We start from the raw sequence: 26,345 nt of genomic DNA on the forward strand, positions 1-26,345 counted from the left end.
GCGGCCGTTTGCGTCAGGCTCGCCCACCATGCCGGCAGCCCGGCCTTCCGCGCAAGCTCTTCTCAGAAGCCCGACGCGGGATCCTCCATGTTCGCGCGGGCGCGGATCTTCCCGGCGAGCGTCTTGCGCTGCTCCGCGGTGAGCACCGGGAGCACCTTCTCGGCGACCGCGAAGGCGGCCTCCTGCTTGCCCTTCGCGCGCTCGGCGAGCGTGCCCTGCGGCCCGAGGGTCGAGGGGTCGAACTTTGGCTGCTTGAACGCCTCGAGCATGGCCCGCCCGCGGGCGTGATGACCGCCCCAGCCGTGACCCCGCCGGCCATCGTGCTCGCCTTCCCCCTCGGCCGCGCCCGCGCGCTCGCTGTCCGCGCCGCGATGGGCGTGCTCCCCGTCCCCCGCGTGCATGGCGCGCATGCCGTCGCGCATCGCCTCGCGGATGGTGGCGCCTTGCTCGGGGGTGAGCGCGAGCTCCCGGCCGAGCGCAAAGAGCCCGCCACCACGTTGGTGTGCGCCCTGCATGCGCTGCTTGCCGCGCTCCCTGAGGGCGTCCACGAACGCCGCGCGCTGTCCGTCGTCGAGCACGTCGTGCAGCTTGACGAGCGACGCCTCATCTTGGGGACGCGCCTGGTCCATCTTGGCGATCACCTGGTCGACGCGGGGCTTGAGCGCCGCGCGATCGATCGTGCCCCTTTCGACCTGCGCCGCCACGTCGAGCATCAGCGCCTTCACGTCCGCGCGCACGGTGGTGTGCCGGGCCTCGGCGGCCTGGGCGAGCTTCTCAATCTCCGCGCGCTGCTCGGGCCGGAGATCGACCTCGCCGAGCGCCTCGCCCGCGACCTTCACGAAGCCGTGCGCGCTCTGGGCCAGTGGGGCGCGCGTGGTGCTGGCGGCGGTCTGCGCGGTCGATGTCGTCGCCGCCCCGCTGCATGCGGTGACCCCGAGGGCGAGGAACGTGGCGAGCGCAGGGACGAGGAAAAATCGACGAGTGGATTTCATGCACAACCTCCAGCCGACAGCGTGCGGCGCGACGAGACGGAGCGCTCGTGCTCTCGCGGTAAAGAAGGGTAAACTGGCCTCGGCGCGTCGAGAACGAGCGTTCACACAGCCTGACAGACCTGTCGTGGAGATCGGTCGACGACTCTCTCGGTGCGGCCTCGCGCGCGTCGGCACGGGCAGTGCAGTGGGGCCAGCGGCGAGCGCTCGCTCGCAGCGAGGTGGTCCATTATGCTCCGGCGCGTCGAACCGGAGTGAGGCCCCGCGGGGCGAACGAAGGTCGATGGCGAGCCATAGCCGAAGGTGAGGAGTCGCCATGAACGCGGAGGGTGGTCAATGAAGTCGATTCGATCAGGTGGTGCGCGGCCTCAACATCTCGCCGGCATCGCGTCCGTCGCGCTCTTCGCCCTCCTCGCGGGGCCGGCGCGCGCCGCGGACCCGAAGCCCGCGGCCGGGCCCGACACCGTCACCCTCCAGGACGGCACGGTCGTCACCGGCACGTTCACCGAGCTCGTCCCCCAGAACCGCATCACGGTCCTCGTGGGCAACGAGTCCAAGACGTTCCAGTGGAACTTGGTCCGCAAGGCCACACACGACGGCAGGGTGGTGGCGGAGAACGCGCCCGCGGCGCCAGCGGTGCTCGTCGTGCAGCCCCAGCCCCAGCAGCAGGTCGTGATCGTGCAGTCGGCGCCGCCGGGCGCCGCGGCCCCCTCCGCCGCCGCGGCGTTCGTGCATCTCGAAGGCGACGACGACGCGGTCCTCGAGATGCGAGGGCCCCAGGGCGGCGATTTCGTGGCGATGTGTCAGTCGCCGTGCGACCGCGCGCTCCCGCTCGACGCCATGTACCGCATCGGCGGCTCCGGTGTTCGCAAGTCCACCAACTTCAAGCTCGCCAGCACCGACGGCAAGCCCGTCGTCGTCGACGTCGACTCGGCCCACACCGGCGGCTTCGTCGGCGGCATCGTCATGACCGCGCTCGGTCCCGTGGTCGCCGTCGCCGGGCTCTTCGTCTACGCGGTGAGCTCCATCACCTTCTACACGTCGTCCGGAAGCGGCGCGGGCGGCAGCTCGGCCGGCAAGACCACGGGTGGCATCATGATGCTCTCGGGCGTCGCGCTCACCGCCGTGGGTATCCCGCTCATCGTCATGAACTCGCGCACCAAGGTGAAGCAGGAGGTCGGCGCGCCGACACCGCCGCGCAGCGCGGGCCTGCTGAACGTCCGCCTCCCCGAATACCGTGACGTCGCCCACGAGGTGCCCATGCCGGGCGCGAGCTACGCCCCGGTCTTCGGCCTCGCGTTCTAGCCCGGACAGTCATCCGGCGAGAGCGCCGAACCGCTTGATGACCGAGGAGTTTCGCAGAGTTGCGAACCGCGCGAGGCGCGACGACGAGTCCCACTGCTGCTGGGCGAGGAGGAGCAACGAAACACGGCGACGTGAATCGGCGAAGAACTCTACGATTTCTGCCGACCCTCATTCACACGACTGAGACATCGATTTCCACGACAAAACGACGAAGCCCGGACCTCGCGGTCCAGGCTTCCTCGGGTGGCGCGCGCCGGGTGACGCTCAGAAGATGAAGACGCCCAGCGACACCACCGTGGACCAGAGGCCCTTGGCGTGGCCCTCGGCGCTCTGCGCGATGTGGCGGGTCTTCAGGATGGTCTTGTTCATCTTGAAGACCTGCTCTCGCTCGTTCCACGCCTTCTCGGGATCGAAGTCGATGCCGAGCGTGGTCGCGAGCATGGTGGCGGCGAGGTCCTCGGCGTACTCGCCCGCGACCTTCGACGTCTCGCCGTAGCTGTGGTGCTCGGAGAGATAGCCGTACATGTTCGGGTCGGCCGGCCGCGCGAGGCCGATCGACGTGGCGATGAGCCGGTTCGGCTCGTTCGTGTCCTGGCGCGCCATCACGCAATGGACGATCTGCCCGGGGCGGATGAGCTTCTCGCCCTCTTTGCGGCTGATCTCGCGGCAGTGGGGCGGAAAGATCGAGCTCACGGTGACGAGGTTCGCCTTCTCGACGCCGGCATCGCGGAGCGCGAGCTCGAACGACGAGAGGCGGTCCTTGTGGACGCCCACGCCGTTGCAGAAGAAGATCGCCTTCGGCGTGAACATCTCGGCCATGAGCGGGAACCCGCTCTCGCCCATCTGGATGACGGGGACGCTGGGCGCCTTCGGCGCCTTCGACGAGCCGGTCTTCGCCTGTTGCTTCTTCTTCATCGCCGCTCCTCCGAGGACGTCGTCAATGAGCGAGGGGCTCGACGACGTCGACGCACCTCGTGCCTTCGGTGTGCTCACTTCGCGGCGCCCTTGGCGCGCTTGGTGACCGCCTTGTAGTGGTCGTACAGGCGCGGCACCGGCCACGCGGCGAGGCGGGCCTTGTACCCGGCGTCGGCCGCGCGCTTCTCGGCCTCGAGGATCGCGCCCACGAGCTTCTCGTGCGTGCCGAACTTCGCCTTCACCTCGGTGAAGACGGCGTGCAGACGCAGGAGCTTCGCGTTGGAGACGTGCGCGAGGCCCTTCTTTGCGTTGGTGCGGCCGAGCCAGAGGTTGTCCCCGGCGAAGCCTTCCACGGCGGCGACCAGCTTGGCCTTGTCCCCGAACTTCTCTTTCACGGTCGCGAGCGGGCTCTTCATGATTTTCTCTCCTCAGTGGGTGCGCAAGGTCACTTGCGCGGCATGGATGGCGCCCGTCCTTACCGGAACGGACCCGCCCCCGCAAGTCTCGGAGAGCGCTCGCCCCTCGAGGCTGCTGTAAGGTCGGCGCGGCGGCTGCGTTTGAGCCTACGCTGACCGCGCATCGAACCCTCGGAGGACTGAACATGCGGACAAGTCGGAGGAGACAAGGCCTGATGGTGCTCGGGGCGCTCGCGTGCCTGCAGGGGTGCGGGATGGCCTCCGCGGAGAGCGCGCCCGCCATGGCGCCGAACCTGAGGACGAAGTCCAGCGCGGGTGCCGTCGTGGCGATGGCGGACCGCGAGGAGTCCCCCGGCCGCGGCCCGGCGGAGGCGCCGCCCCCGCCGCCCCCGCCCCCGCCGTCGCCGTCCGCCGCTCCTGCGGATCAGCGCTCGGCGCCCGAGAAGAAGGCCTCGTCCGACGGCCAGGCCGAGGTAGCCCGCGAGACCCACCTTATTGTGTATACTGCAACCATCACGATGGCTGTCTACCAGGTGCAGCCGAACCTGGCCCTGGTCGAGCGCATCGCGAAGGAGAGCGGCGGCTACCTGTCGCTCCGCAACGATAACCAGATCACCGTGCGGGTCCCCCGGGCGAAGTTCGACGCGGCGCTCGGCGCGATCGAGAAGATCGGCGATGTGCTCCACCGCGACGTGTCGGCCGAGGACGTGACCGACCAGTACGTCGACCTCGAGATACGCATCAAGAACGGGCGCGCGATGCAGACCCGCCTGAAGCAGCTCCTCGAGAAGGCCGCGGTGAAGGAGGCCATCGACATCGAGAAGGAGCTCGCCCGCGTGACGCAGGAGCTCGAGCTGCTCGAGGGGAAGCTCAAGCTGCTCAGCGACAAGATCGCGTACTCCACGATCACCGTCGTGTTCGCGGCGCGAGGCAACGCCCTGCAGAGCGCGAGCCGTGTGCGGCTGCCGTTCCCTTGGCTCCAGCAGCTCGGCCTCGTGAACCTCCTTCAGCTTCAAGAGGAGCGCACCCGATGAGCCCGTCTCGCCCGTCTCGCCCGTCTCGCCCGTCTCGCCCGTCTCGCCCGTCTCGCCCGTCTCGCCCGTCTCGCCCGTCTCGCCCCGCCTGGTACCTGCTCTGCGCCGCCATATTGGCCCTCGCCCTCGCGAGCGTCGGCTGCGGTCGCCCCTTCCGCATCGCCACCGCGCCCGGCTTCGTCGAGCTCGAGGGTCAATCGGCGACCGGCTACGACTACCGCGCCACCAGCCCCGAGGGCGTGGTCATGTCGGTCAAGGTCCTCGAGGACGAGGACCGAGCCGAGCTCGGCTTCTGGACCAAGTCGATCGTCCTGCAGATGCGCGACGTCTCGGGCTACGCGCACCTCGCCACGGTCGACGTCACCTCGCTCGACGGCACGCCCGGCAAGCGCATGGAGTTCGCCCACGACGAGGACGGCAAGCCCTATCTCTACTGGGTCACCGTCTACGCAGCCCAGGGGAAGCTCTTCCTCGCGGAGGCGGGCGCGCCGAAGCCGTTGTTCGAGCGCAACCGCGCGAGCGTGGAGTGGACGATGAAGAGCCTCAAGGTGAAGTGCGACACGCTGGTGTCGCCGGTGCTCGCGTCGCGCACCTGCCACCGGTGGTAGCGCGGTTGCGCCACGGACCCTGATAAAAGTCTTGCGGACCTTTAGTGGGGTGCTAAGACAAATTCATGATCACCCTCTCGCTCTCCTCCAGGCTCTCCGGTGGCGTGCTCGGCCTTCTCGTGGGGGACGCCCTCGGCGTCCCGTACGAGTTTCACCGCCCCGAGCGCCTCCCACCCCGCGCCGAGCTCGAGATGGTCCCGCCCGCGGGCTTCCTGCGGGCGCACCGGGGCGTGCCGACGGGCACCTGGTCGGACGACGGCGCCCAGGCGCTCGCCCTGCTCGACTCGCTGCTCGCGCGCGACGGGCTCGCGCTCGACGACTTCGCCGCGAGGTTGCTCGCGTGGTTCGAGGAGGGGCGCTACACGCCCGACGGCCGCGTCTTCGACGTGGGCGTGCAGACCTCGCGAGCCCTCCGGGCGCTCCGCGACGGCGTCTCTCCGGAGGAGGCCGGGCCCGCCGGGGAGCGCGACAACGGCAACGGCTCGCTCATGCGCGTGCTCCCCCTCGCGCTCTTCCACCGCGGGTCCGACGCGGAGCTTTGCGCGCTCGCCGAGCGCTCCTGCCTGCCCACGCACGGGCACCTCCGCGCGCGGGTCTGCTGCGCGCTCTACTGCCTCTGGGCGCGCCACGAGCTCGCCGGTCGCCCCCACGCGTACGCCCGCGCGGCGGCCGAGTTGCGCGCGCTCTACCGCGACGATCCCGCGCGCACCGAGGTGCTCGAGGGGCACGTTCGACCCGACGACGCGAGCCCCGGCGGCGGCTCCGGCTACGTGGTCGACACCCTCCGCTCGGCCCGCGCCTGCCTCGAGGAGCCCTCGTACGAGGCCGCGGTCAAGGCCGCGATCGCCCTCGGGCACGACACGGACACCACCGCCTGTGTCGTCGGCGGCATCGCCGGCGTGCGCTGGGGTGGCGGGGGTGGCGAGGGTGGCGGGGGTGGCGGGGGTGGCGGGGGTGGCGGGGGTGAGGGGGGCGAGGCGGGAATCCCGGCGCGAATGCTCGAAGCGCTCCGCGGGCGCGAGGTCGTCTCGCCCCTGGTCCGGGGCCTGCTCGCGGTGCACGGGGCTCCGGCGCCCCACTGACCGACGCGGCCGGTCCGCGCCTGCCCCGCGCCCGGCCCTGCGCCCGGACCCGCGCCGCGGACCCCGCGCCGCGTAGACCCGTCGGCTCCGCTCTGTTAGGGATGCGCCGAATGGGAACGCCGCGCGTACGTTTTGCTCCGTCGCCCACGGGCTACCTCCACATCGGTGGCGTGCGCACGGCCCTCTTCAACTGGCTCTGGGCCCGCAAGACCGGCGGCGCCTTCGTGCTCCGCATCGAAGACACCGATCGCGAGCGGTCGACCGAGGCGAGCCGCCAGGTCATCTTCGACTCGCTGCGTTGGCTCGGCATCGACTGGGACGAGGGCCCCGAGGTGGGCGGTCCTCACGGACCGTACTGCCAGATGGAGCGGCTCGCGCTCTACAAGGAGTACGCCGAGCGCCTCATCGCCGAGGGCAAGGCCTTCCGCTGCTACAAGACCCGCGACGAGCTCGACGCCGCCCGGGCCGCGCTGAAGGAGAAGGACCCCAAGGCCGAGTTTCGCTACCCGCGGGAGTGGCGCGAGCAGATCGCGCGCCCCGGCGAGCCCCACGTCGTGCGCTTCAAGGTGCCGTCCGAGGGACAGGTCACCTACGTCGACAAGGTGTTCGGCGAGGTGAAGACCCCGAACGCCGCCCAGCAAGACTTCGTGCTGCTCCGGTCCGACGGCGTGCCGCTCTACAACTTCGGAGCCGTCGTCGACGACGTGACGATGGGCATCACGCTCGTCGCGCGAGGCCGCGATCACATGGTGAACACGCCGCCGCAGATCCTCCTCTACGAGGCCCTCGGCGCGCCGGTGCCCGAGTTCGCGCACCTGCCCATGATGCTGAACCAGAAGGGCGCGAAGCTCTCCAAGCGCGACGGCGCGGTCGGCGTGTTCGAGTACCGCGACAAGGGCTACACCCCCGACGCGGTCCTGAACTACCTCGCGCGGTTCGGCTGGTCGTTCGGCGATCAAGAGGTGTTCTCGAAGGCCGAGCTGGTCGAGGCTTTCGACTGGGCGAGCTGCGGCCGCGGCGACGGCAAGTTCGACGAGAAGAAGTTCCTCGCGGTCCAGCACGAGCACCTGAAGGGCCCCGCGCGCGTGCCCGACGAAACGTATGTAGAATACATGCGCCCGTTCGTGGAGGCGCGGGGCCTCACGTTCGACCCGGCGGTCGTGCGAGGCTCCCTGGTCATGGTCCGTGAGCGCGCGCGCACGCTGGTCGAGGCCGCCGAGGCCGTCGACTACTTCCTCCGGCCCACGCCGGTCTTCGACGAGAAGGCGAAGGAGAAGGCCCTGGTCCCCGAGAGCGCGCCGCTGCTCCTCGACCTCGCCGATCGCCTGGAGGCGACCGAGCCCTTCGACGCGGGCGCGACCGAGGCCACGCTGCACGCGCTGCTCGCGGAGCGCGGCCTCGAGATGAAGCGGGTCGCGGCGCCGGTGCGCGTCGCGCTCACGGGGCGGGCGAGCAGCCCTGGCCTCTACGAGGTGATGGCCCTGCTCGGCAAGGCGACCACGCTCGCGCGGCTCCGCGCCGGGGCCGCGCTCTCGGTCGCGGGCGCCAGCGCCGCAGGCACCTGACGATGGCGACCCTCGCCGCAGGTGTCGTCCCCACAGCGCGCTTCGCCGAGCTCCTGGAGACGGCCAAGCCGTTCCTGCCCATCCCCATCCTCGCCGGCCTCGCGCCGATCATGTGGCTCTTCTTCCGCGACACGTGGCGGGAGCTCGACGAAGACGCGCACAGGCACCGCGCGGAGCTGCTGGCCGAGGGCAAGACCGACTACCGCCCGTTCGTGGCGATGCTCATGTGCGCGCTCATCCTGACCATGCAGGAGTACTACGGCGGCCGGGCGGCCTACGTCGTGTACGCCAAGCCGGTCCTCGAGAAGTACGAGGCCGCTCACCACGGCGTGCTGCACCTCGCGAAATTCGATGAGCTCTACAGCTATGCTTGGTGGGCCGGCACGCGCATCTTCGGGTACGTGGTCGTGCCGTTCTCGGTGTGGAAGGTGGTCTATCCGAAGGACTCCCTGCTCGACCTCGGCCTCCGCACCCGCGGCTTCTTCAACCACGCGTGGATCTACCTGCTCTTCCTCGGCGTCGTGCTCCCGGCCATGCTCGTGGTCGCGAACCAGCCCGATTTCGGCGCGTACTACCCGTTCTACAAGACGTCGTCGCGGAGCTGGTTCGACTTCCTCCTCTGGGAGGTCATGTATTTCGCGCAGTTCTTCGCCCTCGAGATGTTCTTCCGGGGGTTCTGGCTCGGCGTCCTGCGCCGGAGCATGGGCTCGGGCGCGATCTTCGCCATGGCCGTCCCGTACTGCATGATCCACTACGGCAAGCCCTACCTCGAGGCCGTGGGCGCCGTGGTCGCGGGCATCGCGCTCGGCTCTCTCTCGATGCGAACGAAGAGCATCTACCAGGGGTTCTTCGTGCACATCACCGTGGCGGCGCTGATGGACTGGCTGTCGCTCGCGCATCGGCACGCCCTGCCCACCCACATCTGGCCCTGAGAAGCGCGCGCCCGCTCGAAGCTCGTGAGGTAAGGAGAAGCTCGTGATCGACTACCGGGTGCTCGTCGCCGCCATCGCGTTCTTGCTCGTGCTGCTGTGGCGTTTTCGGCCTGAGCTCTCGAGCGACGACGCGCGCCCGCCGGTGCGCGGGCTGGAGGCCGCCAAGACCGACGCGGAGCGCGTGGACATCCTCGTGACGGCGGGTGAGCGCTACGCGCACCGCATCGGCGGGGCGCGCAAGGCCTCGGCGTGCTTTACGCGGGCCACCCGCATCGCGCCCGAATCGGTCGATCTCGTCGTCCGCGGCGCGCGGGCCCTCAAGCGGCACCCGCGCATCCTCGAGACCTTCCTGTGGCGGCGGCTCGGGGCCGCCCCTTGGGCAGGGCCGGAGCGCGAGGTCGCGAGAGCGGCGCTCGCCGAGCTCGTGACCGTCTACGACGCGGCCTCGCGGACGCGACCGCGCGCGCGAGCGCTCGAGCAGGTGCTCGCCTCGCTCGACTCGGTCGCCGCCGCGCCGCCCGCCGCGCCGCCCGACGCCAAAGACGCGTCCTGAGCCGACCCACGCGCTTGTTGCGCTGCGCTGCGCTCTCGGGCACCATCACACCATGCTCACGGTGGGCAGAATGTCGCTGCGCGGCTGCGTGATGGCGCTCGGCTTGGTGGCGCTGCCGCTGACGGCCGCCGCCGACATTTACAAGTGGACCGACGCCGACGGCGTCGTGCACTTCACGTCGAAGGCCGACCCCAAGGGGAAGCTCTACCTGAAGGCGGCGCCGCCGCCCGCGAACGCCGTGCGTCCCGGGGTCACGCCGTTCGCCCCGCAAGACCGCGATCTGTCCCGCTACACGCGCTACGACGAGTGGATCCGGCAAGCGTCCGCGCTCTACCAAATCCCGGAGGCGCTGGTCCGCGCGGTCATCAAGGTGGAGAGCGACTACGACGCGCGCGCGGTCAGCTACGCGGGGGCGCGCGGGCTCATGCAGCTCATGCCCCAGACGGCGGAGCGGCTCCAGGTGCGCGACATCAACGATCCGCGCGAGAACATCTTCGGCGGCGTGAGGTTCTTGCGCATCCTCGCCAATGCGTTCAACGGCGATCTCTCCCTCACCGTGGCGGGCTACAACGCGGGAGAAGAGGCCGTGATGCGCTACCAGGGCATCCCGCCTTACCAGCAGACCCGCGACTACGTCGTGAAGGTCTCGAAGTACTACCAGCGTTACCGCACGACCCCCGACGTCGTCGACGCGAGCATCGGCCGCCTCGAGTGAGGCGCGGCCCGCGGCGCGGGCAGGCTGTGAACTTGGCCCGCCCGAGACGGGCCTCGTAGTGTGGGCGTGTGCGTACCCAAACCTACATCGGCGCCTCGCTCGCTCTCCTCGCCACCTCGCTCTTCGCGCCGGCCGCGGCCGCGAAGCCGCCCGCCGTCGAGCTCCTCCGCCGCGCGGAGACCGGGTCGATGCCGAAGGGAGCCTCGCTCTCGCCGGACGGCAACACGGTGTACGTCACGAATTTCGGTCAGCGAAACCGAAACAACATCACGGTGTTGGACGCTCACACGCTCGCGCCGAAGGGGCGCATCGATCTCGCCGGGAACGTGGTCGAGAGCGTGCTGTCCCCCGACGGAAAGACGCTCTACGTCTCGAACTTCGGGCGAAACTCGGTGGAGTTCCTGGACATCGCCACGAAGGCCGTGACCCGCGAGGTCAAGACCGACACGCACCCGAAGATCCTCGTGCTCTCGCCCGACGGTCGCTCTCTCTTCGCGGCCAACTGGGCGAGCGCGTCGGTGACCCAGATCGACGTCGGGTCCGGGACCGTGGTGCGCACGCTCGCCACCGGGCCGCAGCCGCGCGGCATGGCGATGAGCCGCTCGGGCACGCTCTTCGTCGCCAACTTCAACGGCGCGAGCATCGACGTCTTCAAGGGGAGCGATCTGTCGCAGCGCACGCGCGTGGCGGCGTGCGCGATCCCGAGGCACCTCGCCCTGTCGCCCGACGAGAAGACCCTCTTCGTGTCGTGCTACACGGCGAGCCAGGTGCACGCGTACGACGTGGCCACGATGACGGTCACGAAGCGCGTGCCGGTCGGCAGCTCGCCCAAGTCTCTCGAGGTCTCTCGCGACGGGCGCTACGTGTACACCGCCGACTACGGCATCGAGACGAACAGCGTGTCGGTCATCGACACGCGCGACTACACCGCGCGGGTGTTCCCGATCCGCGGCATGCAGCGCGGCAGCGGCGTCGCGGTGGCTCCGGACGGCCGCCACGCTTACGTGACCGGCTGGCTCGACAGCCACGTGTACATGGTGGGCCTGAAGCCCGAGGCGACCGGCGCGAGGGACCAGGAGACCGAGGCGCCCGCGCCCGCCGCCAAGGCCGAGAAGGCCGAGAGGGCCGCGTCGTCGACCCCGTCGCGCGCCCGAACCGCCCACGCCGCCGCGCGCCCCGCGCGCGCCCCGCGGAGCCCCGAGAAGCGTTGAGCGCTCAAGCGCGTCAGGCGCCGGCGCGTGGCCTGCCCGTGAGGGCGTCGGCCTCCGCCAGCGCTTGCTCGCGGATCGCGAGCTCGTCCTCGACCTCGGCGAGCGCGTCCCGCACCGCGTCGTCCACGCGTACGCCGCGCTCCTCGCGAGACGCGAGGGCGACCACGCCGAGCGCGCTCACGACGCGCTCGAGGCCGAACACGGCCTTCTCGTGGTCGCGCTGGAGCCTCCTGCCCTCCTCGAGCTCCTTCTCCGCCCAGCTCCGCACGTCGTCGGCGGCGCCGGCGGCCGCCAGCGCGCGGGCCTTCGCTTCGAGCCCTCCGAGGTCGAGCTTCGCCAGCCGCCCCTCGGTGGTCTTGCGGGCCTGCTCGAGGCGCTCGGCGTGCTGGAGGAGCGCGTCGATCTTCGCGCGCAGGGTCGCGAACGCGCGGTCGCCTTTGATTTCGGAGAGCGCCCGCGCCGCGGCCCGCTTCACCGCGGACATGGGCTCGTCGCGGCGCGCGAGCACGAGGCCCACGAGCGCGAGGATCGCGAGCAGGAGCCCCAACGCGCCCGAGGCGGCCCCGGCCGCGCGCGTGGGGGGCACCGCCGCGGGCGGCGCCTCCGGGAGGTCTGCGGAGAGCTCGCCCACGAGGGTCGCGCGAAACTCGGTCGCGGTGAGCAGGCGCTCATGGGCCGCCTCGGTCACCCGCGGGAGCAAGCAGGGAGAGGGCACGCCCGCCGCGGCGCAAGCCTCGCCGGAGGTGCCCGTGGCCACCAGGTGCACCTCGTGCTTCGCGGCGTCGTGGCTCGCCACCCGGAAGCCGGTGGTCTCGGGGTCGAAGAGGCCCCCGCGGCGCGTGAGCGGCCCGTCGGGTCGGAGGTCGGTGCGTGTAATTGCATCATACACGGTTCCGTCGAACGACGTGCGGACGGTCCCCCTCAGCACGACCTCCTCCCCAGGGGTCACGTCGGGGAGGGCGAGGGGCGTGAGCTCTCGCAGCGCGACGTGCGTGGACGGGGGAGGTGGCGGCGCCTGCGTTGCCAGGAAGCCGCCGAGGCCCGCGAGGGCCGCGCCGACCGCGAGCGCGGCGAGGGGCAGGCGCCTCGAGCGGGGGCGTGCCACGGGGAGGGGAGCGCTCACCGAAGGTAACCGTAGGCCGAGCCTCGCAGGAGCATCGCGAGGGGGAGCGGGTCCTTGACCTGCCCCTCGCCGCCCACCGCGCGCGAGAGCCGCGCGAGGCGGATGGCGTCTTCCCCGAGGCGCGGCTCGCTCAACGTGACCGCCGCGCGCTTCAGCAGCTCGGCGCGCTCCTGGAGCAGCCGCGTCGCCGCGAGGCGCTGGCCGGTGTCGACCATGCGCTCCGCTTCGACGATCGCGTCACCGGCCGCGAACGCCTGCACGGTGGCGACCACGCTCGCGTTCGCCGTCGCCGCGCTCTCGGCGTCGCTCCCCGCGAAGGCGATCTTGACTGGGAGCTCGTCGGTGACGTTCTTCTTCCGGAGGCGGTCCTTGTAGCGCACCTCCACGCTCGCGAGAGCGCGCTCGCCCGTGCCCGGCGGCACGGTGACGCCGAGCAGGATGGCGTGGTGATCGTCGCGTGAGAACGCGGGCATGAAGAAGCGCATGCCGCCGACGGCGTCTTCCTGGCGGTCGCGCGCGATGCCGCCCTTGGCCGCCGCGATCTTGTCGACGGCGACCTCCTGCGCGCGCACTTGCTGCGCCTCCCGCTCCTGGAGCTCACGCGAGCCGAACACTCGCGTCGGGGTGACGTCGGGGCGGAGGCGCACGCGCACCTCGACGCCGAGCGCGGAGGGCACGAGGCGCGAGTCCATCTCCTTCGCGAGCGCCCCGGCGATCTGCGCAGAGTCGGCCAGGTAGTAGTAGCCGCCGGCGCCGCGATCGGCGATCGAGCTCATGAGCGGCGCGTCGAAGTCGGCGCCGAGGCCGAAGGAGCTGGTCTGGATGCCGTCCTGGAAGGCGCGGGCGCTGCGTTCGGCGAGCCGAGCCGGGTTGGTGTCACCGCCGTTGGCGTGCCCGTCGGACAGGAGCATGACGATGCGCACCGCCTCCGGCGAGATCCCCGCGCTGTGCGCCTGTGCGTAGCCGAGGTCGAGGCCGGAGGAGATGTTGGTGCCGCCGTTGGCGCGCACTTCGCCGATCGCGCCGAGGATCTTCGCCTTTCGGGGGCCGACCGGGCCGTCGGGCACGAGCACCTCGGCCGAGTTCGAGAACGTGACCATCGAGAAGTCGTCGCGCGCGTCCAGTCGCTCGACGAGGCTCGCGGCGGCCTTCCGCGCGTTGTCGATCGCGAGGCCGCTCATCGAACCCGAGACGTCGAGCACGAGGTGCACCGAGAGCGGTGCGCGCGCCGCCGTCGTGGCGCTCGAGCGGAGGGAGATACGCAGGTTCAGCGGGCCGCCGGCTGGCGCCAGCTTCTCCCGCTCGGTCTCGACCTTGAACGAGAGCGCTGCGTCTTTCGGGGCGTCCATTTGCGGCGCGTACCGCGAGCCGAAGTCGCCGACGAGATCCTTGTATTCTCCAGGGATGTCGCCCTTGGCGACCGCCGCGTCGAACGCGGAGAGGGCCGCGCCACCCGGGCGGTAGGTCGTCGCGTAGCGCGCGTTCGGGTCGAGCTTCGGCACCACGGGCGCCGCCACGGCCGGCTCCTCGCGTGGCGCAGCGTACGCGTTGGCCTGGGGCGCCGCGGGGATCACGACCGGGGCGCCGCGCGGCGCCGCCGTCACGGGCTTCGCGAGGCTCTTGGGGAGCGGGCGGGGCGCGCTCGGCTTGCCCGCCATCGGATCGCCGGTCCAGCCCGCCTGGCCGGCGCCGCCGCCGATCCCTGCGCCCGGGGCCGGGGCCCCACCCGCGGCGCCGAGGCCGTCGAAGGCGCCCTTCTTGGCCTTCTCTTCCTTCACGGCGCCGGCGAGCTCCGCCGCAGGCCTCGCACCCGCGGTGGCCGCCGTCACCGGGGCCGGCTGGTCGGCGGCCTTCTTGTCCGCGAGGGTGCCCTCGATCGAGGTGGGCTCCGGGGCGGTGGCCTTGGCGGCGGGCTCTTGCTTGTCGCACGCCACGGCGAGCATGCCGAAGGTCACGGCCAGGAACGCAGTATGCCTCGAGATCATTTCGCTGACTCCCTACGAGTAGGTCATGGCTGGTTGGGTGGCTCCGTCGCGTCACGCGATGCGGGCGGTGTCGGCTCACGACGCACCACACCGCCGAAAGTTTTCTCCCCTGCCGCGATCGCCGCGCGACGCTGCCTGCTAGCGACTATACCCCCGAACGAAGGACGATGGCGGCCCCGAGCCGAAGGCGAGGTGTCGCCATGAACCTCGCCGCGACGGGCGGCAGTGAGGGGAGCCCCACGTGAAGCTCGTGTTCACCGAGAACATCCACTCGCTCATGCTCCCTAAGGGGCACAAGTTCCCGCTTGGAAAATACGATCGCATCCACGCCGCGCTCTCGCGCGAGCTGCCCGGCTCGATGCTGCTCGGCGCCCCCGCGTCGGTGACCGATCTCGAGCTCGTCCACTCGCCGGACTACATCCGCCGGGTACGCGAGGGGGCGCTGACAGAGCCGGAGGTGCGTCGCCTCGGGTTCCCCTGGTCCGAGTCGCTCGCCCTCCGCGCGACACGGAGCGTCGGCGGGACCCTCGCGGCGCTCGCCTGGGCCGCCTCGGCCGGCGCCGCGGGGCACATCGCCGGCGGCACGCACCACGCGTTCCGCGATCGCGGCGAGGGGTTTTGCGTCTGGAACGACCTCGCCGTCGCCGCGCGCGTCGCGCAGCGCGATCACGGGCTCGCCCGGGTCGTGGTCGTCGACCTCGACGTGCACCAGGGAAACGGCACCGCGAGCCTCTTCGAGGGGGATCCGAGCGTGTTCACGCTGTCCCTCCACGGTGCGCGCAATTACCCGTTCCACAAGGAAAAAAGCACGTACGACGAGGGGCTGCCCGACGGCTGCGAGGACGCCGAGTATCTCGGCGCCCTCGACCGCGGGCTCGAGCGCGTGCGCGCATTTCGACCCTCGGTGGTGCTCTACCAGGCGGGCGTGGACGGCCTGGTTGGCGACCGGCTCGGCCGCATGCGCCTCACCGAGGCGGGCCTCGAGGCGCGGGACGCTCGGGTGTTCGCGCTCGCGCGTAGGCTCGGGGTCCCGCTCGTCGCGACCCTCGGCGGCGGCTACGGGCGGGATCTCGACGCGACGGTCCGGGCGCACGTCGCCGTGTTTCGAGGGCTCGCCCGCGCCCTCGGCTGACCGGCGCGGCCGCGCGATTCGCCCGCGGCCGGACTTCCCCGGCGCCGGATCGCGCCTACGTACCGGAGGGCACCCCTGCTACTCTCGCGCCGTCGGTGGCGCGTGCAGGGCGCGGCGCGAGGGTCGGCGTGAGGACGGAACGCGGAGGAGAGACATGAGGCTCGTACGAGTAGCGATCGCGAACGTGAACACGACGGTGGGCGCGGTGACCTCCAACGCCGATCGCGCGATCGCGCTGACACGCCGCGCGGCGGAGGACGGAGTGACCGTGCTGGTCTTCCCCGAGCAGCTGCTCGCCGGCTACGCCCCCGAGGACCTCGTGCAGTGGCGCGAGTTCGTGTCCGCCCAGTGGACCGAGCTCGAGCGCTTCGCCCACGAGACGCGCGACCTCGGCGTCGTGTGCGCCGTGGGCCTCACCGTGGCGCGCGGCGCGCATGTCTACAACTGCGCCGCGCTCGTGCACGCGGGGCGCGTGTGGGGCGTGGTCCCAAAGGAGAAGCTGCCCACGTACAGCGTCTTCTACGAACAGCGGACGCTCGCGAGCGGCGTGCCGGGGTCGAGCGATCGCCTGCCCAACGGCGTGCCCTTCGGCGACCTCATCTTCGCGCTCGACTTCGGGACCCTCGCCCTCGAGGTGTGCGAGGACGTCTGGTCGCCCGATGGGCCCATGCGCCGCCGCTCGTACGCGGGCGCGGAGATCGTGCTGAACCTCTCGGCCTCGCCGTTCCGGCTGGGCGTCGTCGACACCCGGCGCGAGATGATCGCGACGCGCGCAGGTGACAATCAAGTGGCTGTAGTTTACACAAACCTCGTGGGCGCGAACGACGGGCTCATCTTCGACGGAGGTGGCTACGTCGCACAGAACGGTCGGCTCCTCGTCGACGCGCCCCGCTTCCGCGAGGGGCTCGCGAGCGTCACGCTCGACCTCGACCGCACGGCCCGGTTGCGCACCGAGAACACGACCTGGCGCCACGATCAGATGGCGTTCGTCGCGAGCTCGGTGCGGGTCACCACGGTGGCCGTCGACGCGCCCTCCACGCGCCGGGACACCCTGCGGTACCCCGCGCCGTCGAACCAGAGCTTCTTCTTGCCGTCGTTCCGCGAGCGGCCGTCGCCGCGCGAGGTGTTCTTCGAGGATCTGATGGACGCGCTGGCGCTCGGCGTCGGCGACTACTTCGAGAAGACGGGCGCCTTCAAGACGATCGGCGTGGCGCTCTCGGGCGGTCGCGACAGCCTCCTGTGCCTCTGGATCGCGCGCCGCTACATCGACACGCGGTACGCGGCCGAGTCGACCGAGGAGCGCGCCGCCCGCGTCAAGGCGACGCTGCGAGCCTTCTTCATGCCCTCGCGGCACTCGTCGTCGCAGACCCAGCTCGCGGCGGAGCGCGCCGCGGCAGAGCTCGGCGTGCCGTTCGTGGTGGTGCCCATCGAGGCGGCCTGCGCCCCGGAGCTCGCGGCGGTGGAGTCCATGCTCCAGCCGGGCGAGTCGATCACGCCGATCACCAAGCAGAACGTGCAGGCGCGCCTCCGCGCCGAGCGCATGTGGAACTGGTCGAACAGCGCCCAGGGCCTGTTCCTGCAGACGAGCAACATGAGCGAGAAGGCTGTGGGCTACACGACCATCGGCGGCGACATGGAAGGCGCGCTCAGCGTCATCGCCAACGTCCCCAAGACGGTGGTGAACGCGCTGCTCGACTACCTGCTCGAGAAGACCGCGTCGGAGGGCATTCGCCTCACCTTGGAGAAGCCCGCCTCCGCGGAGCTCGCCGACAACCAAGAAGACGAGCGCGATCTCATGCCGTTCCCAGTGCTCGACGCCTGCTTCGCGCTCTACGCGGGCGAGAAGATGGGCCCCGCCGAGGTGTCGGAGGCCCTGCGCGCGATCTTCCCCGAGCACACGCCGGCCCAGATCACGGCGTGGAGCGCCAAGTTCGCCCGGCTCTTCACGCAGAGCATCTACAAGTGGGTGCAGACCCCGCTCTGCCTCCACGTCGGCAACCTCGATCTCGATCGCGAGCGCGCGCTCCAGCTGCCGGTCGTGCAACGGACCGAGTGGCAGTCGCGCCCCTGAGGTGACGCGCGCTTGGCTGGAGGCGGGCTCAGGGCGGCGCGGGGCTTGCCATGCGCACCATGTCGTAGAACCTGCCGCCCACGCAGTACTCAGTCGAGGGTGTCGTCGCGCACGGCGAGCGCCGAGTCGGGCGGGGGTGCGAGCACGGTCGACGGGCGCGCGCTCTCGGGCGCCACGAGGGTGCGGACGAGCTCCGCGCGGCTGACGACGCCGAGCTTGGCGTAGAGGCGGCGCACATAGGTGCGCACGGTGTTCTCGCTCAGGCCCGCGATGGCGGCCACGTTGACGCCGCTGTAGCCGGCGACGAGCAGGCGCGCGATCTCGCGCTCGCGGCGCGAGAGCCCCTCGAGCGGCTTCGCTGCGTCTTTCGCCTTCGTCAGTGACTGCACGCGGACCACCGCGCAGCGGGCGCCGGCGAAGACCGGATCGCCCTCGAGCCTGGCGACGCCCGCGATCGTGCCGAATGGGAGCGCGGGCGGGGTGGGGAGCGCGTCGCCGCGGCGCTTGGCGGCGAGGGCCTGCTCGGTCGCGTCCGCGATGGCGCGCACGTGCGGCGCGATGTCGGCGTCCCAGTCGACGCCCCGCTCCCGGTTGGCCGCCCACAGCACCGAGGGGCCGTCGCGGTCGAGCACGAGCAGCGTGCTGCTGCCTGGTAGGAGCGCACGGAGCGCCGTGGCTTCGCGCGAGACGTCGTCGAACGCGAGCTGCGCGCGGGCCGCGGAGACCACGAACGGGCTGAGAGCCTCGAGCCGCGCGACCTCGTCGAGCTCGAACGGTGGATCGGCGGCTCGGCGCTCGAGGCCGACCACGCCGAAGAGGAGCCCGCCCTCGTGGAGGAACACGAACACGGCGTCCACGAGGCCGGCCGCCCGGGTCGTCGCGAAGTAGGGGAGGGTGGCGCGCACGGCCTCCGGGTAGAGCTCGTCCGCGAGGTACGCGCGCCGGCCGCTCGAGACGAGGCTGCGGGCGTCGAGGCCGAACGCCTCCGTGAGCGTGCCGCACGGGGGCATGGGGGCGCTGGCGCCGTCGACCACGCGCGCACCCTCGGCGTACGCGCGGGCCTCGTTCGTACCGAGGCAGAAAAACGTGGCGGGGGCCGGCACGAGCGCGCGCATGGCGTCGACCACCCGCCGCATGAAGTTGGCGCGCGTGCCCGGCTGCACTACGGAGAGCCGCGCCGCGTCCATGGCTGAGTCGCTCATGGTGCCATCGTAGACCAGTCGCGCATCCTCGCGCGCGTCGCGTCGCGCCGCGTCGTCGGCCGGGCTTGGTGGTTGAGGGGGCGCAAAATGGTGGCGCTGCCGGCTCCTGGTTGTCGTTCCGGGGGGGCGCTCCGTGGCATACTGTGACCAATGACCGACCCCGCCATGGAGGACCGCGCGTCCGAGCTCATTTTCGACTGGAACGAGGTCAATCGGAAGGGGCGCATCATCCCGCCGAACGCCACGTTCTTCGATGAGACCCTGCGCGACGGTCTCCAGAATCCGTCGGTCAAGGACCCAGGAATCGAGCGCAAGCTCGAGATCCTGCACCTCATCGAGGACCTCGGCATCCACATGGCCGATATCGGGCTGCCAGGCAGCTCGAAGCGCGCGTACGACGACTGCCTGCGCATGTGCCAGGAGGTCGTGAGCTGCAAGATGAACCTGCGCATCGCGTTTGCCGGCCGCACCGTCGTGTCCGACATCACGCCGATGATCGACATTTCGCAGAAGGTGGGCATCCCCATCGAGGCGTACGCCTTCATCGGCTCGAGCCCGATTCGCCAGTACGCCGAGCAGTGGGACCTCGACCTCCTCGTCAAGCGGAGCTGCGAGGCGGTCGATGTCGCCGTGAAGAACGGCCTCACAGTCGCCTACGTCACCGAAGACACCACCCGCTCGCGCCCCGAGGTGCTGAGCACGCTGTTTCGCGCGGCGATCGACCACGGCGCGACGCGGCTGTGCCTGTCCGACACGGTAGGACACGCCACCCCCGACGGAGTGCGCAACCTCGTCCAGTTCACGAAGAGCGTCGTGGCCAGCGCGGGCGCCCACGTAGGCATCGACTGGCACGGCCACAACGATCGCGGCTTCGCTCTGGAAAACGCGATCTGGGCGCTCGAGTTCGGCGCCGACCGCGTGCACGCCACCGGGCTCGGCATCGGCGAACGGGTGGGCAACGCGCAGATGGAGCTGCTGTTGCTCAACATGAAGCTGCTCGGCCAGATCCAAGACCAGGACCTCACGAAGCTCCTCTCGTACTGCGAGACCGTGGCGCGCGCGGTGGGCTGGCAGGTGCCGATCAACTACCCGCTCGTGGGTCGCGACGCGTTCCGCACGGCGACCGGCGTCCACGCTGCCGCGATCATCAAGGCCATGGCCAAGGGCGACACCTGGCTCGCCGATCGCATCTACTCGGGCGTGCCGGCGGGTATGTTCGGCCGCAAGCAGGAGATCTGCGTGGGCTTCATGAGCGGCGCCTCCAACGTGAGCTACTACCTTCGCGAGCGCGGGATCGAGGCCACGGAGGGGCTGGTCGCCGAGATTTTGAAGACGGCCAAAGAGCACGACCACATCCTCGGCGAGGACGAGGTGCTCGCCGTGGTCGCGCGCCACAAGGCGACCGCCTCCGTCTCGGCGTAGGCCACGAAAGAAGGGCGCTCAGCGCACCGGGAGCTCGTCGGGCGCGACCGCACGCCAGGTGACGACGAGCTCGCGGGCGCCCCACGCCTTCGCGAGGGCCTCGAGCTGCCGCGCGGCCTGAACCCGCGCGAGCTCCCGAGCGCGAGGCTCCTCCGCGGCGGCGGTGAAGGCCGCGAGCGCCCGCTGGCGGGCGAGCTGCTCGAGCTCGGGGGCGCGCCGCGCGAGCAGCTCGGTGTGTCGCGCGTGCACGTGCGAGCTGACCTCGTCGAGCCGCGAGGAGAGCACCTCGGGTTCGGGCAGGCGCACCCGCGCGACACCGGTGGCGCGATCGTATCCCGCGTCGTCGGGCCCGAGACGCGCGAGATCGATCCCCAACACCACCTCGCCGGACGCGACGTAGAGGAGCGAGTCCTGCGCCTCCAGCAGGCCGAAGAGCCGTGTCTGGTGGTCGGCCACGTCCACCACCTTTTCGAGGTGGAGCGCGGCGGTCTGCAAGCGCCCGAGGGCGCGGAGCTGATGCACCACGTTCGGTGTGGGACGTTCGACGACCACGTGGGTGGCGGCGGGCGCCGCGGGTGCGGGCCGCACGAGGCCGAACCCCATCGCCGCCACGGCCACGAACGCCGCGGGCCACGCGAAGCGCGCGATGGCCGCGGGCAAGGTCGACGCCTGGGTCGATGGCGCGGAGGTCGACGCCGCGGGCGAGGGCGACGTCGGCGGCGCGGAGGCCGGAGTCCGGGCGGGTGGCGGCGGATCGTCGGGGGCGCTCATGGCGCGAAAACCCGCAGCGTCGGGGCGGTATTCCCGCGGTCGCGGCTCGCGCCTCGCGCCTCGGGCCCGCGACGCCGAGCAGGTAGCGAGCTAGCACTACTGCGAGAGGTTCCCTCTCGCTACGCAGTTCGCTGCGCGAACGGCAGTCGTGCTAGCCCTGTCCCGTAGGGGGCGCGGCGCCCCCTCTCGGCCACAAAGCTGGCCGATTCACCCCTCCGGCTTGTCCGCTCCCGCGGCCAACTACCACACCTGCGAGAATGAAGTCTCGCAGGTGTGCTAGTAAGAAAACGCCCGGAATCGCGGGTGTTTTCATGGACCCGGGGCGGCGCTCTAGCCGACCACGCGGTTGCGGCCGCCTTGCTTGGCCGCGTAAAGCAGCTCGTCGGCGCGTCGGTAGAGGTCCTCGCTCGTGCCATCTTGGGCGAGCGTCGCGCAGCCCACGCTGATGGTCGCGCCGAAGGTCGCGCTCTCGACCACGAACACTGCCGACTCGACGACCGCGCGGAGCTTTTCGGCGACCACGCGGGTGCCGATTAGGTCTACCTCGGGCACGAGGATGGCGAACTCCTCGCCGCCGACCCGCGCATAGATGTCGCCGGCGCGCAGCTTGGGCTTCACGAGCTTCGCCAGCTGCCGGAGCACCGAGTCGCCGACGATATGCCCATACTGATCGTTGACCCTCTTGAAGTGGTCGATGTCGAACATCAAGAGAGATAGGGGCCGCTTGTAACGCTTCGCCCGCAGCACCTCCGCCTCGCACGCCTCGTTGAAGAAGCGCCGGTTGTACGTACCGGTGAGGGCGTCGGTCATCATCAAGCGGTAGATTTCCTCGTGGTACTTCGCCTCGACGTCGTCGCCGGTGAGGTACTTCAAGATGGAACGACCGATCGCGATGCGGTCCCCGTTCTCCAGGCCGCGCCGCGAGATGGGCTCGTCGTTGACGAGCGTGCCGTTCGTCGAGCCCAGGTCTTCGACCTCGTGGCCTGCCGCGGTCGCGCTGATCTTGGTGTGACGACGGCTGATGGTCTCCTGGTCGAGCGTCAAATCGCACTCCGACGAGCGCCCGATGAAGAACGGCTCCTCGCCCAGCGGCACGCGTTTGCCCAGGTCCGCTCCATAGAGCACCACGAGGTACGCGCGCCCAGGAGGACCCCCAGGCTCGGCGCCGGTCAGACCCTCCTGCTTCGGGATTGGGATCCTCTTCGTCGAATGGTAGCGAGGCTTCACCAATGCCTTGGAAGCGTAACCGCTCTGCCGGGGCGCGCGCCTCGAAAGAGTCGGTGGCCGACGGAGCAGCACCTTGCATTTCGTTCATGCGACAAACGCGAGGCGCCTCAGCCGTGCGCCGCTATCCTCGCAGAAGCTCGTGCCAAGTGGTGGGCAGCGCGGCGCGTGGCTCCTGGCGGCTCTTCGTCGCGTCGCTCACCCCGCGGAGCTCCTCGACTCGGAGGGGAGACTCGACGAGGTCGACGCCTACCGCCTGCGCGAGCCCGAGCTCGAGCTCGGCGATGTCGGGCCAACGCGCGTCGGGCGAGCGCAAGAGCGCCGCGTGCACCGCGCGAGCGACGAGGCCGCTCACCCAGGGGGCGTGGTCTTGGATGTGTGGAACGTCGCGCGCGGAGTCGACCACGTAGTGAAAGAAGGAGCCGGCGCGCACGAACGCGGGTCGCCCAGCGAGCGCGTGATAGAGCACCATGGCGATAGCCCACACGTCGGCGCGCGCGTCGGCGTGCTTCGCGCTCGTGGATTGCTCTGGCGCCATGTAGGCGGGCGAGCCCATCGCCATGCCGGACGCGGTGAGCGTGCCGGCTACGCCCCCGAGCTTGGCCAAGCCGAAGTCGGAGACACGCACCACGACCTCGCCGCCGCGCCGCTCGAGGAACAGGTTCGAGGGCTTGACGTCGCGATGAACGATGCCTCCTTGGTGGAGCAGCTGGAGGCCCCGACACGCCTGCAGGGCGATGCGCACCGCGACGCCTGGCTCGAGCGAGCCGACCCGCGTGAGCACCGCCTCGAGATCCTCGCCCTCGAGGAGCGGCATCACGAGGTACGGGGTGCCCGTGGACTCGTCGACGCCGTGGTCGAGGATCGGCATCAGGTTCTCGTGGGACAGCGAGCGGCACACCGTGATCTCGCGCTCGAACCGCGCGCGCCGCTCGCCCTCTTCGGCGGCCTTGCCGTGCGCGATGGCCTTCAACGCCACCCGCTGTCCATCGGGCGCCTCCGCGACGAACACGATCCCCATGCCGCCCTCGCCCAGCTTCGAGCGCAGCGTGTAGGTCGCGTTCACGACCGAGGACTCTTCGAGGAAGGGACGGGCCACGCGGAATCTCACCCCCGCGCCGCCGCGGAGAGCCGGAGAATACCACGAGCCGACGGGAAGATCGTGGCATGCTTGGGGAATGTCGGAGCTCCGATGCCCCACATGTGGTGCGACGCTCACGCCCATGGACATGGCCAAGCCTAGCTGCACCTACTGCGGCACGGTACTGCCGCACCACGCCCGCGCCGCGCAGCAGGTCGCCGTGGTGAACCAGATGATGGCCGACCGCGGCGCGAGCGGCATGCCCCGCGCCTTCGAAGGGCTCCTCGCGAACGCGCCGCACGGGCAGCCTCACCTCATCGGCGTGCACGCGCCGCCCGGCGCGCAAGTGACCCCGTTCGGTGCGCAGGTGACCCCGTTCGGCGCGCCACCCGGGATCCCCGCGGCCTACGCGCAGCTCCACCAGCAGGGCATGCAGGTGGCGAACACGGCCCGGCTCGTGGCCATCGTCGTGAGCGTCGCCGTCTTCATGATGGTGCTCGCCGGCGTCGTCGTGGGGATCTTCCTCACCACCGCCGGGTAGCGCCGCTGACGCCCTCAGCGAATGAGGTCGTCGGCGCGCAGCCCGAGCGGAGCCGCCGTCGCGCCCGCTCGAGCGAGCAGGAGATCGCGTGCGTCTTGCACGGAGATGCCGGAGACCTCGAGCGCGCCGATGCGGTCCTCCGGCGAGAACGCGCTCAGCGTCTTCTCCATGGAGAGCTTGTCGGCCTGGTAGGCGGCGTTCGGCACCTGCGTGTCGAGCAGCGTGTAGTCGTCGCCGCGGCGCAGCTCGATCGTGACCTCGCCGGTGATGCTGGGGGCGATCCACGCGGTGAGCGCGGACTTGAGCAGCTCCGCCTCCGGGTCGAGCCAGCGGCCCTCGTAGAGCAGGCGACCCAGTCGACGGCCGAGCGTCGCGTAGAGGTCGGTCGTGTTCTCGGAGTGCACCGCCGAGAGGATGCGCTCGTAGGCGACGTGGAGCAGCGCCATGCCCGGCGCCTCGTAGATTCCGCGGCTCTTGGCCTCGATCACGCGGTTCTCGATCTGATCACTCATCCCGAGGCCGTGCCGCCCGCCGGCGCGGTTGGCCGCGAGGAAGAGCTCCGTGAGGCTCGAGAACCGCTCGCCGGAGAGCGCCACGGGTACGCCGCGCTCGAAGCGGACCGAGATCTCCTCCGGCGTGATCTGCACCTCCGGCCGCCAGTGTGCGACGCCCATGATCGGCTCCACGATGCGCATCCCGCGGTCGAGCCGCTCGAGGTCCTTGGCCTCGTGGGTCGCGCCGAGCACGTTCGCGTCGGTGCTGTACGCCTTCTCGGTTCCCATCTTGTACGGGAGGCCGAGGCCGACGAGGTACTCGCTCATCTCGGTGCGCCCTCCGAAGGCTTGTACGAACGCCGTGTCGAGCCACGGCTTGTAGATCGTGAGCTCGGGGTTCAGCAGCGCGCCGTACCGGAAGAAGCGCTGGATGTCGTTGCCCTTGTGGGTGCTGCCGTCGCCGAACACGTGGACCCCGTCGGCCTTCATGGCGCCCACGATGGCCGTGGTCGTCACCACGCGGCCGAGCGGCGTCGTGTTGAAGTACTTCCGCCCTGCGGTCGCGAGGTGGAACGCCCCGCACTGGAGCGCCACGATGCCCTCGGCCACCATCGCGTCGCGGCAGTCGACGAGCTTCGCGGCCTTCGCGCCGTGGACGAGCGCCGTGGGAGGGATGTCGGCCGGGCTCGCCTCGTCGGGCTGGGCCAGGTCCGCCGTGTACGCGTGCACCTCCAGTCCTTGGCGCGAGAGCCAGGCGACCGCGGTGCGCGTGTCGAGGCCGCCAGAGTAGGCGATGCCGATGGGGGTACCTTTGGGCGGGAGAGACTTGTGGATGCGGCTCACGCGTCCGGCTGCTAGCAGAGCGCCGCCGCGAACGAACGACAAAACGAGCGCCGGCCGCTCGACGCGTCGACGCCGGGTCCACGCGGCCCGCGAGCCTCGCGACTCGGCGGAATGCCGGGTACCCTTCGTGGGATGGACTCGTTCACGACGCGCACCCGAAAGGCCGTGGGCTCCCTTCTCGCGCAGGGCTTCTTCGCCGGGGCCTCGCGGATCGGCCGCATGCACCCCCGCGCGGCGCCCGCGCGCCACGGGGTGCGGGTCATCAAAGATCAGAGATATCATGAGGGCCGACGCAAAGAGCACCTGCTGGACGTCTACCTCCCTGCGGCCGCGACCAGCGACCCGCTGCCCATCGTCTTCTACGTGCACGGCGGCGGGTTCCGCATTCTGTCGAAGGACACGCACTGGATCATGGGCCTCGCCTTCGCGCGCCGAGGCTATGCCGTGTTCAACGTGGAGTACCGCCTCGCGCCGGCGGAGCGCTACCCGGCCGCGATCGCCGACGTGTGCCACGCCTACACATGGGTCATCGAGCACGCCGCGCGCTTCGGCGCCGACCCGTCACGCGTGGTCCTCGCGGGCGAGTCGGCCGGGGCGAACCTGGTCACGAGCCTCGCGGCCGCGCTCGCGTACGAGCGCCCCGAGCCATGGGCGAGGGCCGCGTACGGGACGAACGCCGTGCCCCGCGCGGTGGTGCCGGCGTGCGGCCTGTTTCAGGTCAGCGACTCGGCGCGCTTCGCGCGGAGGAAGCCCTCGATGTCGTCGTTCGTGGCGGAGCGTCTCGAGGAGATCGAGGCCTCGTACCTCGGCGCGGCGCCGCACGCGGTGTCGCTCGACCTCGCCGACCCCCTCGTGCTCTTCGAGCGCGGCGAGGCTCCGAGCCGGCCGCTCCCCCCGTTCTTCCTGCCGGTCGGTACGAAGGACCCTCTCCTCGACGACACCCGCCGGCTGGCGCGCGCCCTCACGCGCCTCGGCGCCGTCGCGGAGGACGCGTACTACCCGGGCGAGGTCCACGCGTTCCACGCGTTCGTCATGCGCTCGGCCGCGCGCGCCTGCTGGGCCGACACGTTCGCCTTCCTGGAGCGCCAGGGCATCGGGCCGCGCATGAGCCCAGGACTCGCGAACGGTTGA

At 70.9% G+C, this 26,345-nt stretch carries 24 protein-coding genes; 14 read left to right on the top strand and 10 right to left on the bottom strand.

Translation table 11 applies throughout. The features are described 5' to 3' along the window. Window positions 1-62: 62 nt before the first annotated feature. Window positions 63-992, bottom strand: coding sequence for a hypothetical protein (locus tag IPQ09_12575; protein ID MBL0195042.1), 930 nt, complete (start codon window positions 990-992; stop codon window positions 63-65). A gap of 333 nt (window positions 993-1,325) precedes the next feature. On the opposite strand from IPQ09_12575, the gene IPQ09_12580 reads away from it, so the two are divergent. Then, the gene (locus tag IPQ09_12580; protein ID MBL0195043.1) at window positions 1,326-2,294 is read left to right on the top strand and encodes a hypothetical protein; all 969 of its coding nucleotides are present in this window, start codon (window positions 1,326-1,328) and stop codon (window positions 2,292-2,294) included. Window positions 2,295-2,558: 264 nt separating this feature from the next. Here the strand turns inward: IPQ09_12580 and IPQ09_12585 are convergent, their stop codons facing one another. Continuing rightward, entirely contained in the window at window positions 2,559-3,104 is a 546-nt protein-coding gene (locus IPQ09_12585; GenBank protein ID MBL0195044.1) for an arginine decarboxylase, pyruvoyl-dependent, read from the bottom strand. A 179-nt stretch (window positions 3,105-3,283) separates the two neighbouring features. Next, a complete protein-coding gene (locus IPQ09_12590; GenBank protein ID MBL0195045.1) occupies window positions 3,284-3,625 on the bottom strand; it encodes a hypothetical protein in 342 nt (113 codons plus the stop codon). Between the two features lie 185 nt (window positions 3,626-3,810). Here IPQ09_12590 and IPQ09_12595 point away from each other — a divergent pair, with 185 nt between their 5' ends. The 8 genes from IPQ09_12595 to IPQ09_12630 all read left to right on the top strand — a co-directional run bounded on the left by IPQ09_12595 (window position 3,811) and on the right by IPQ09_12630 (window position 11,325). Further along, entirely contained in the window at window positions 3,811-4,659 is an 849-nt protein-coding gene (locus tag IPQ09_12595; GenBank protein ID MBL0195046.1) for a DUF4349 domain-containing protein, read from the top strand. Window positions 4,660-4,772: 113 nt separating this feature from the next. Beyond that, window positions 4,773-5,267 (top strand): serine/threonine protein kinase, encoded by a 495-nt coding sequence (locus tag IPQ09_12600; GenBank protein ID MBL0195047.1) that lies wholly within the window; start codon window positions 4,773-4,775, stop codon window positions 5,265-5,267. A 65-nt stretch (window positions 5,268-5,332) separates the two neighbouring features. Further along, entirely contained in the window at window positions 5,333-6,349 is a 1,017-nt protein-coding gene (locus IPQ09_12605) for an ADP-ribosylglycohydrolase family protein (protein MBL0195048.1), read from the top strand. Between the two features lie 110 nt (window positions 6,350-6,459). Next, on the top strand, window positions 6,460-7,914 hold the full coding sequence (locus IPQ09_12610; protein ID MBL0195049.1) for a glutamate--tRNA ligase: 1,455 nt from the start codon (window positions 6,460-6,462) through the stop codon (window positions 7,912-7,914). A gap of 2 nt (window positions 7,915-7,916) precedes the next feature. Continuing rightward, on the top strand, window positions 7,917-8,846 hold the full coding sequence (locus IPQ09_12615) for a CPBP family intramembrane metalloprotease (protein ID MBL0195050.1): 930 nt from the start codon (window positions 7,917-7,919) through the stop codon (window positions 8,844-8,846). Window positions 8,847-8,889: 43 nt separating this feature from the next. Beyond that, window positions 8,890-9,399, top strand: coding sequence for a hypothetical protein (locus IPQ09_12620; GenBank protein ID MBL0195051.1), 510 nt, complete (start codon window positions 8,890-8,892; stop codon window positions 9,397-9,399). A 52-nt stretch (window positions 9,400-9,451) separates the two neighbouring features. Continuing rightward, the gene (locus tag IPQ09_12625; GenBank protein MBL0195052.1) at window positions 9,452-10,114 is read left to right on the top strand and encodes a lytic transglycosylase domain-containing protein; all 663 of its coding nucleotides are present in this window, start codon (window positions 9,452-9,454) and stop codon (window positions 10,112-10,114) included. Between the two features lie 68 nt (window positions 10,115-10,182). Continuing rightward, complete coding sequence (locus IPQ09_12630) at window positions 10,183-11,325, top strand: beta-propeller fold lactonase family protein (protein ID MBL0195053.1); 1,143 nt, start codon at window positions 10,183-10,185, stop codon at window positions 11,323-11,325. Window positions 11,326-11,338: 13 nt separating this feature from the next. Here the strand turns inward: IPQ09_12630 and IPQ09_12635 are convergent, their stop codons facing one another. After that, window positions 11,339-12,448 (bottom strand): hypothetical protein, encoded by a 1,110-nt coding sequence (locus IPQ09_12635; GenBank protein ID MBL0195054.1) that lies wholly within the window; start codon window positions 12,446-12,448, stop codon window positions 11,339-11,341. Continuing rightward, window positions 12,445-14,433 (bottom strand): VWA domain-containing protein, encoded by a 1,989-nt coding sequence (locus IPQ09_12640; GenBank protein ID MBL0195055.1) that lies wholly within the window; start codon window positions 14,431-14,433, stop codon window positions 12,445-12,447. Before IPQ09_12640 ends, IPQ09_12635 begins: the two co-directional genes overlap by 4 nt. Window positions 14,434-14,710: 277 nt before the next feature. On the opposite strand from IPQ09_12640, the gene IPQ09_12645 reads away from it, so the two are divergent. Together IPQ09_12645 and nadE are read left to right on the top strand one after the other, a co-directional pair. Then, window positions 14,711-15,565, top strand: coding sequence for a histone deacetylase (locus IPQ09_12645; protein ID MBL0195056.1), 855 nt, complete (start codon window positions 14,711-14,713; stop codon window positions 15,563-15,565). Window positions 15,566-15,719: 154 nt separating this feature from the next. Continuing rightward, window positions 15,720-17,636 (top strand): NAD(+) synthase, encoded by a 1,917-nt coding sequence (gene nadE, locus IPQ09_12650; GenBank protein MBL0195057.1) that lies wholly within the window; start codon window positions 15,720-15,722, stop codon window positions 17,634-17,636. Window positions 17,637-17,725: 89 nt separating this feature from the next. Here nadE and IPQ09_12655 read toward each other — a convergent pair whose 3' ends face one another. Further along, window positions 17,726-18,838 (bottom strand): helix-turn-helix transcriptional regulator, encoded by a 1,113-nt coding sequence (locus IPQ09_12655; GenBank protein ID MBL0195058.1) that lies wholly within the window; start codon window positions 18,836-18,838, stop codon window positions 17,726-17,728. A 150-nt stretch (window positions 18,839-18,988) separates the two neighbouring features. On the opposite strand from IPQ09_12655, the gene IPQ09_12660 reads away from it, so the two are divergent. Continuing rightward, complete coding sequence (locus tag IPQ09_12660; protein ID MBL0195059.1) at window positions 18,989-20,260, top strand: 2-isopropylmalate synthase; 1,272 nt, start codon at window positions 18,989-18,991, stop codon at window positions 20,258-20,260. 18 nt (window positions 20,261-20,278) lie between these two features. Here the strand turns inward: IPQ09_12660 and IPQ09_12665 are convergent, their stop codons facing one another. The 3 genes from IPQ09_12665 to IPQ09_12675 form a co-directional block, all read right to left on the bottom strand. Continuing rightward, window positions 20,279-21,031 carry a DUF4230 domain-containing protein gene (locus IPQ09_12665; GenBank protein MBL0195060.1) on the bottom strand — a complete coding sequence of 251 codons (753 nt, stop codon included), beginning with the start codon at window positions 21,029-21,031 and terminating at the stop codon, window positions 20,279-20,281. Between the two features lie 330 nt (window positions 21,032-21,361). Beyond that, window positions 21,362-22,258, bottom strand: coding sequence for a diguanylate cyclase (locus IPQ09_12670; protein ID MBL0195061.1), 897 nt, complete (start codon window positions 22,256-22,258; stop codon window positions 21,362-21,364). Between the two features lie 121 nt (window positions 22,259-22,379). Further along, window positions 22,380-23,354, bottom strand: a complete 975-nt coding sequence (locus IPQ09_12675; protein MBL0195062.1) for a serine/threonine protein kinase — start codon at window positions 23,352-23,354, stop codon at window positions 22,380-22,382. A 79-nt stretch (window positions 23,355-23,433) separates the two neighbouring features. Between IPQ09_12675 and IPQ09_12680 the strand changes: the two genes are divergently transcribed. After that, window positions 23,434-23,877 carry a hypothetical protein gene (locus tag IPQ09_12680; protein MBL0195063.1) on the top strand — a complete coding sequence of 148 codons (444 nt, stop codon included), beginning with the start codon at window positions 23,434-23,436 and terminating at the stop codon, window positions 23,875-23,877. A gap of 14 nt (window positions 23,878-23,891) precedes the next feature. Here the strand turns inward: IPQ09_12680 and argG are convergent, their stop codons facing one another. Next, window positions 23,892-25,214: an argininosuccinate synthase gene (argG, locus tag IPQ09_12685; GenBank protein MBL0195064.1), complete on the bottom strand. Its 1,323-nt coding sequence runs from the start codon at window positions 25,212-25,214 to the stop codon at window positions 23,892-23,894. A gap of 132 nt (window positions 25,215-25,346) precedes the next feature. Here argG and IPQ09_12690 point away from each other — a divergent pair, with 132 nt between their 5' ends. After that, window positions 25,347-26,345, top strand: coding sequence for an alpha/beta hydrolase (locus IPQ09_12690; protein ID MBL0195065.1), 999 nt, complete (start codon window positions 25,347-25,349; stop codon window positions 26,343-26,345).

Source organism: Myxococcales bacterium, assembly GCA_016720545.1.
Classification (GTDB): Bacteria; Myxococcota_A; Polyangia; order Polyangiales; family Polyangiaceae; genus JAAFHV01.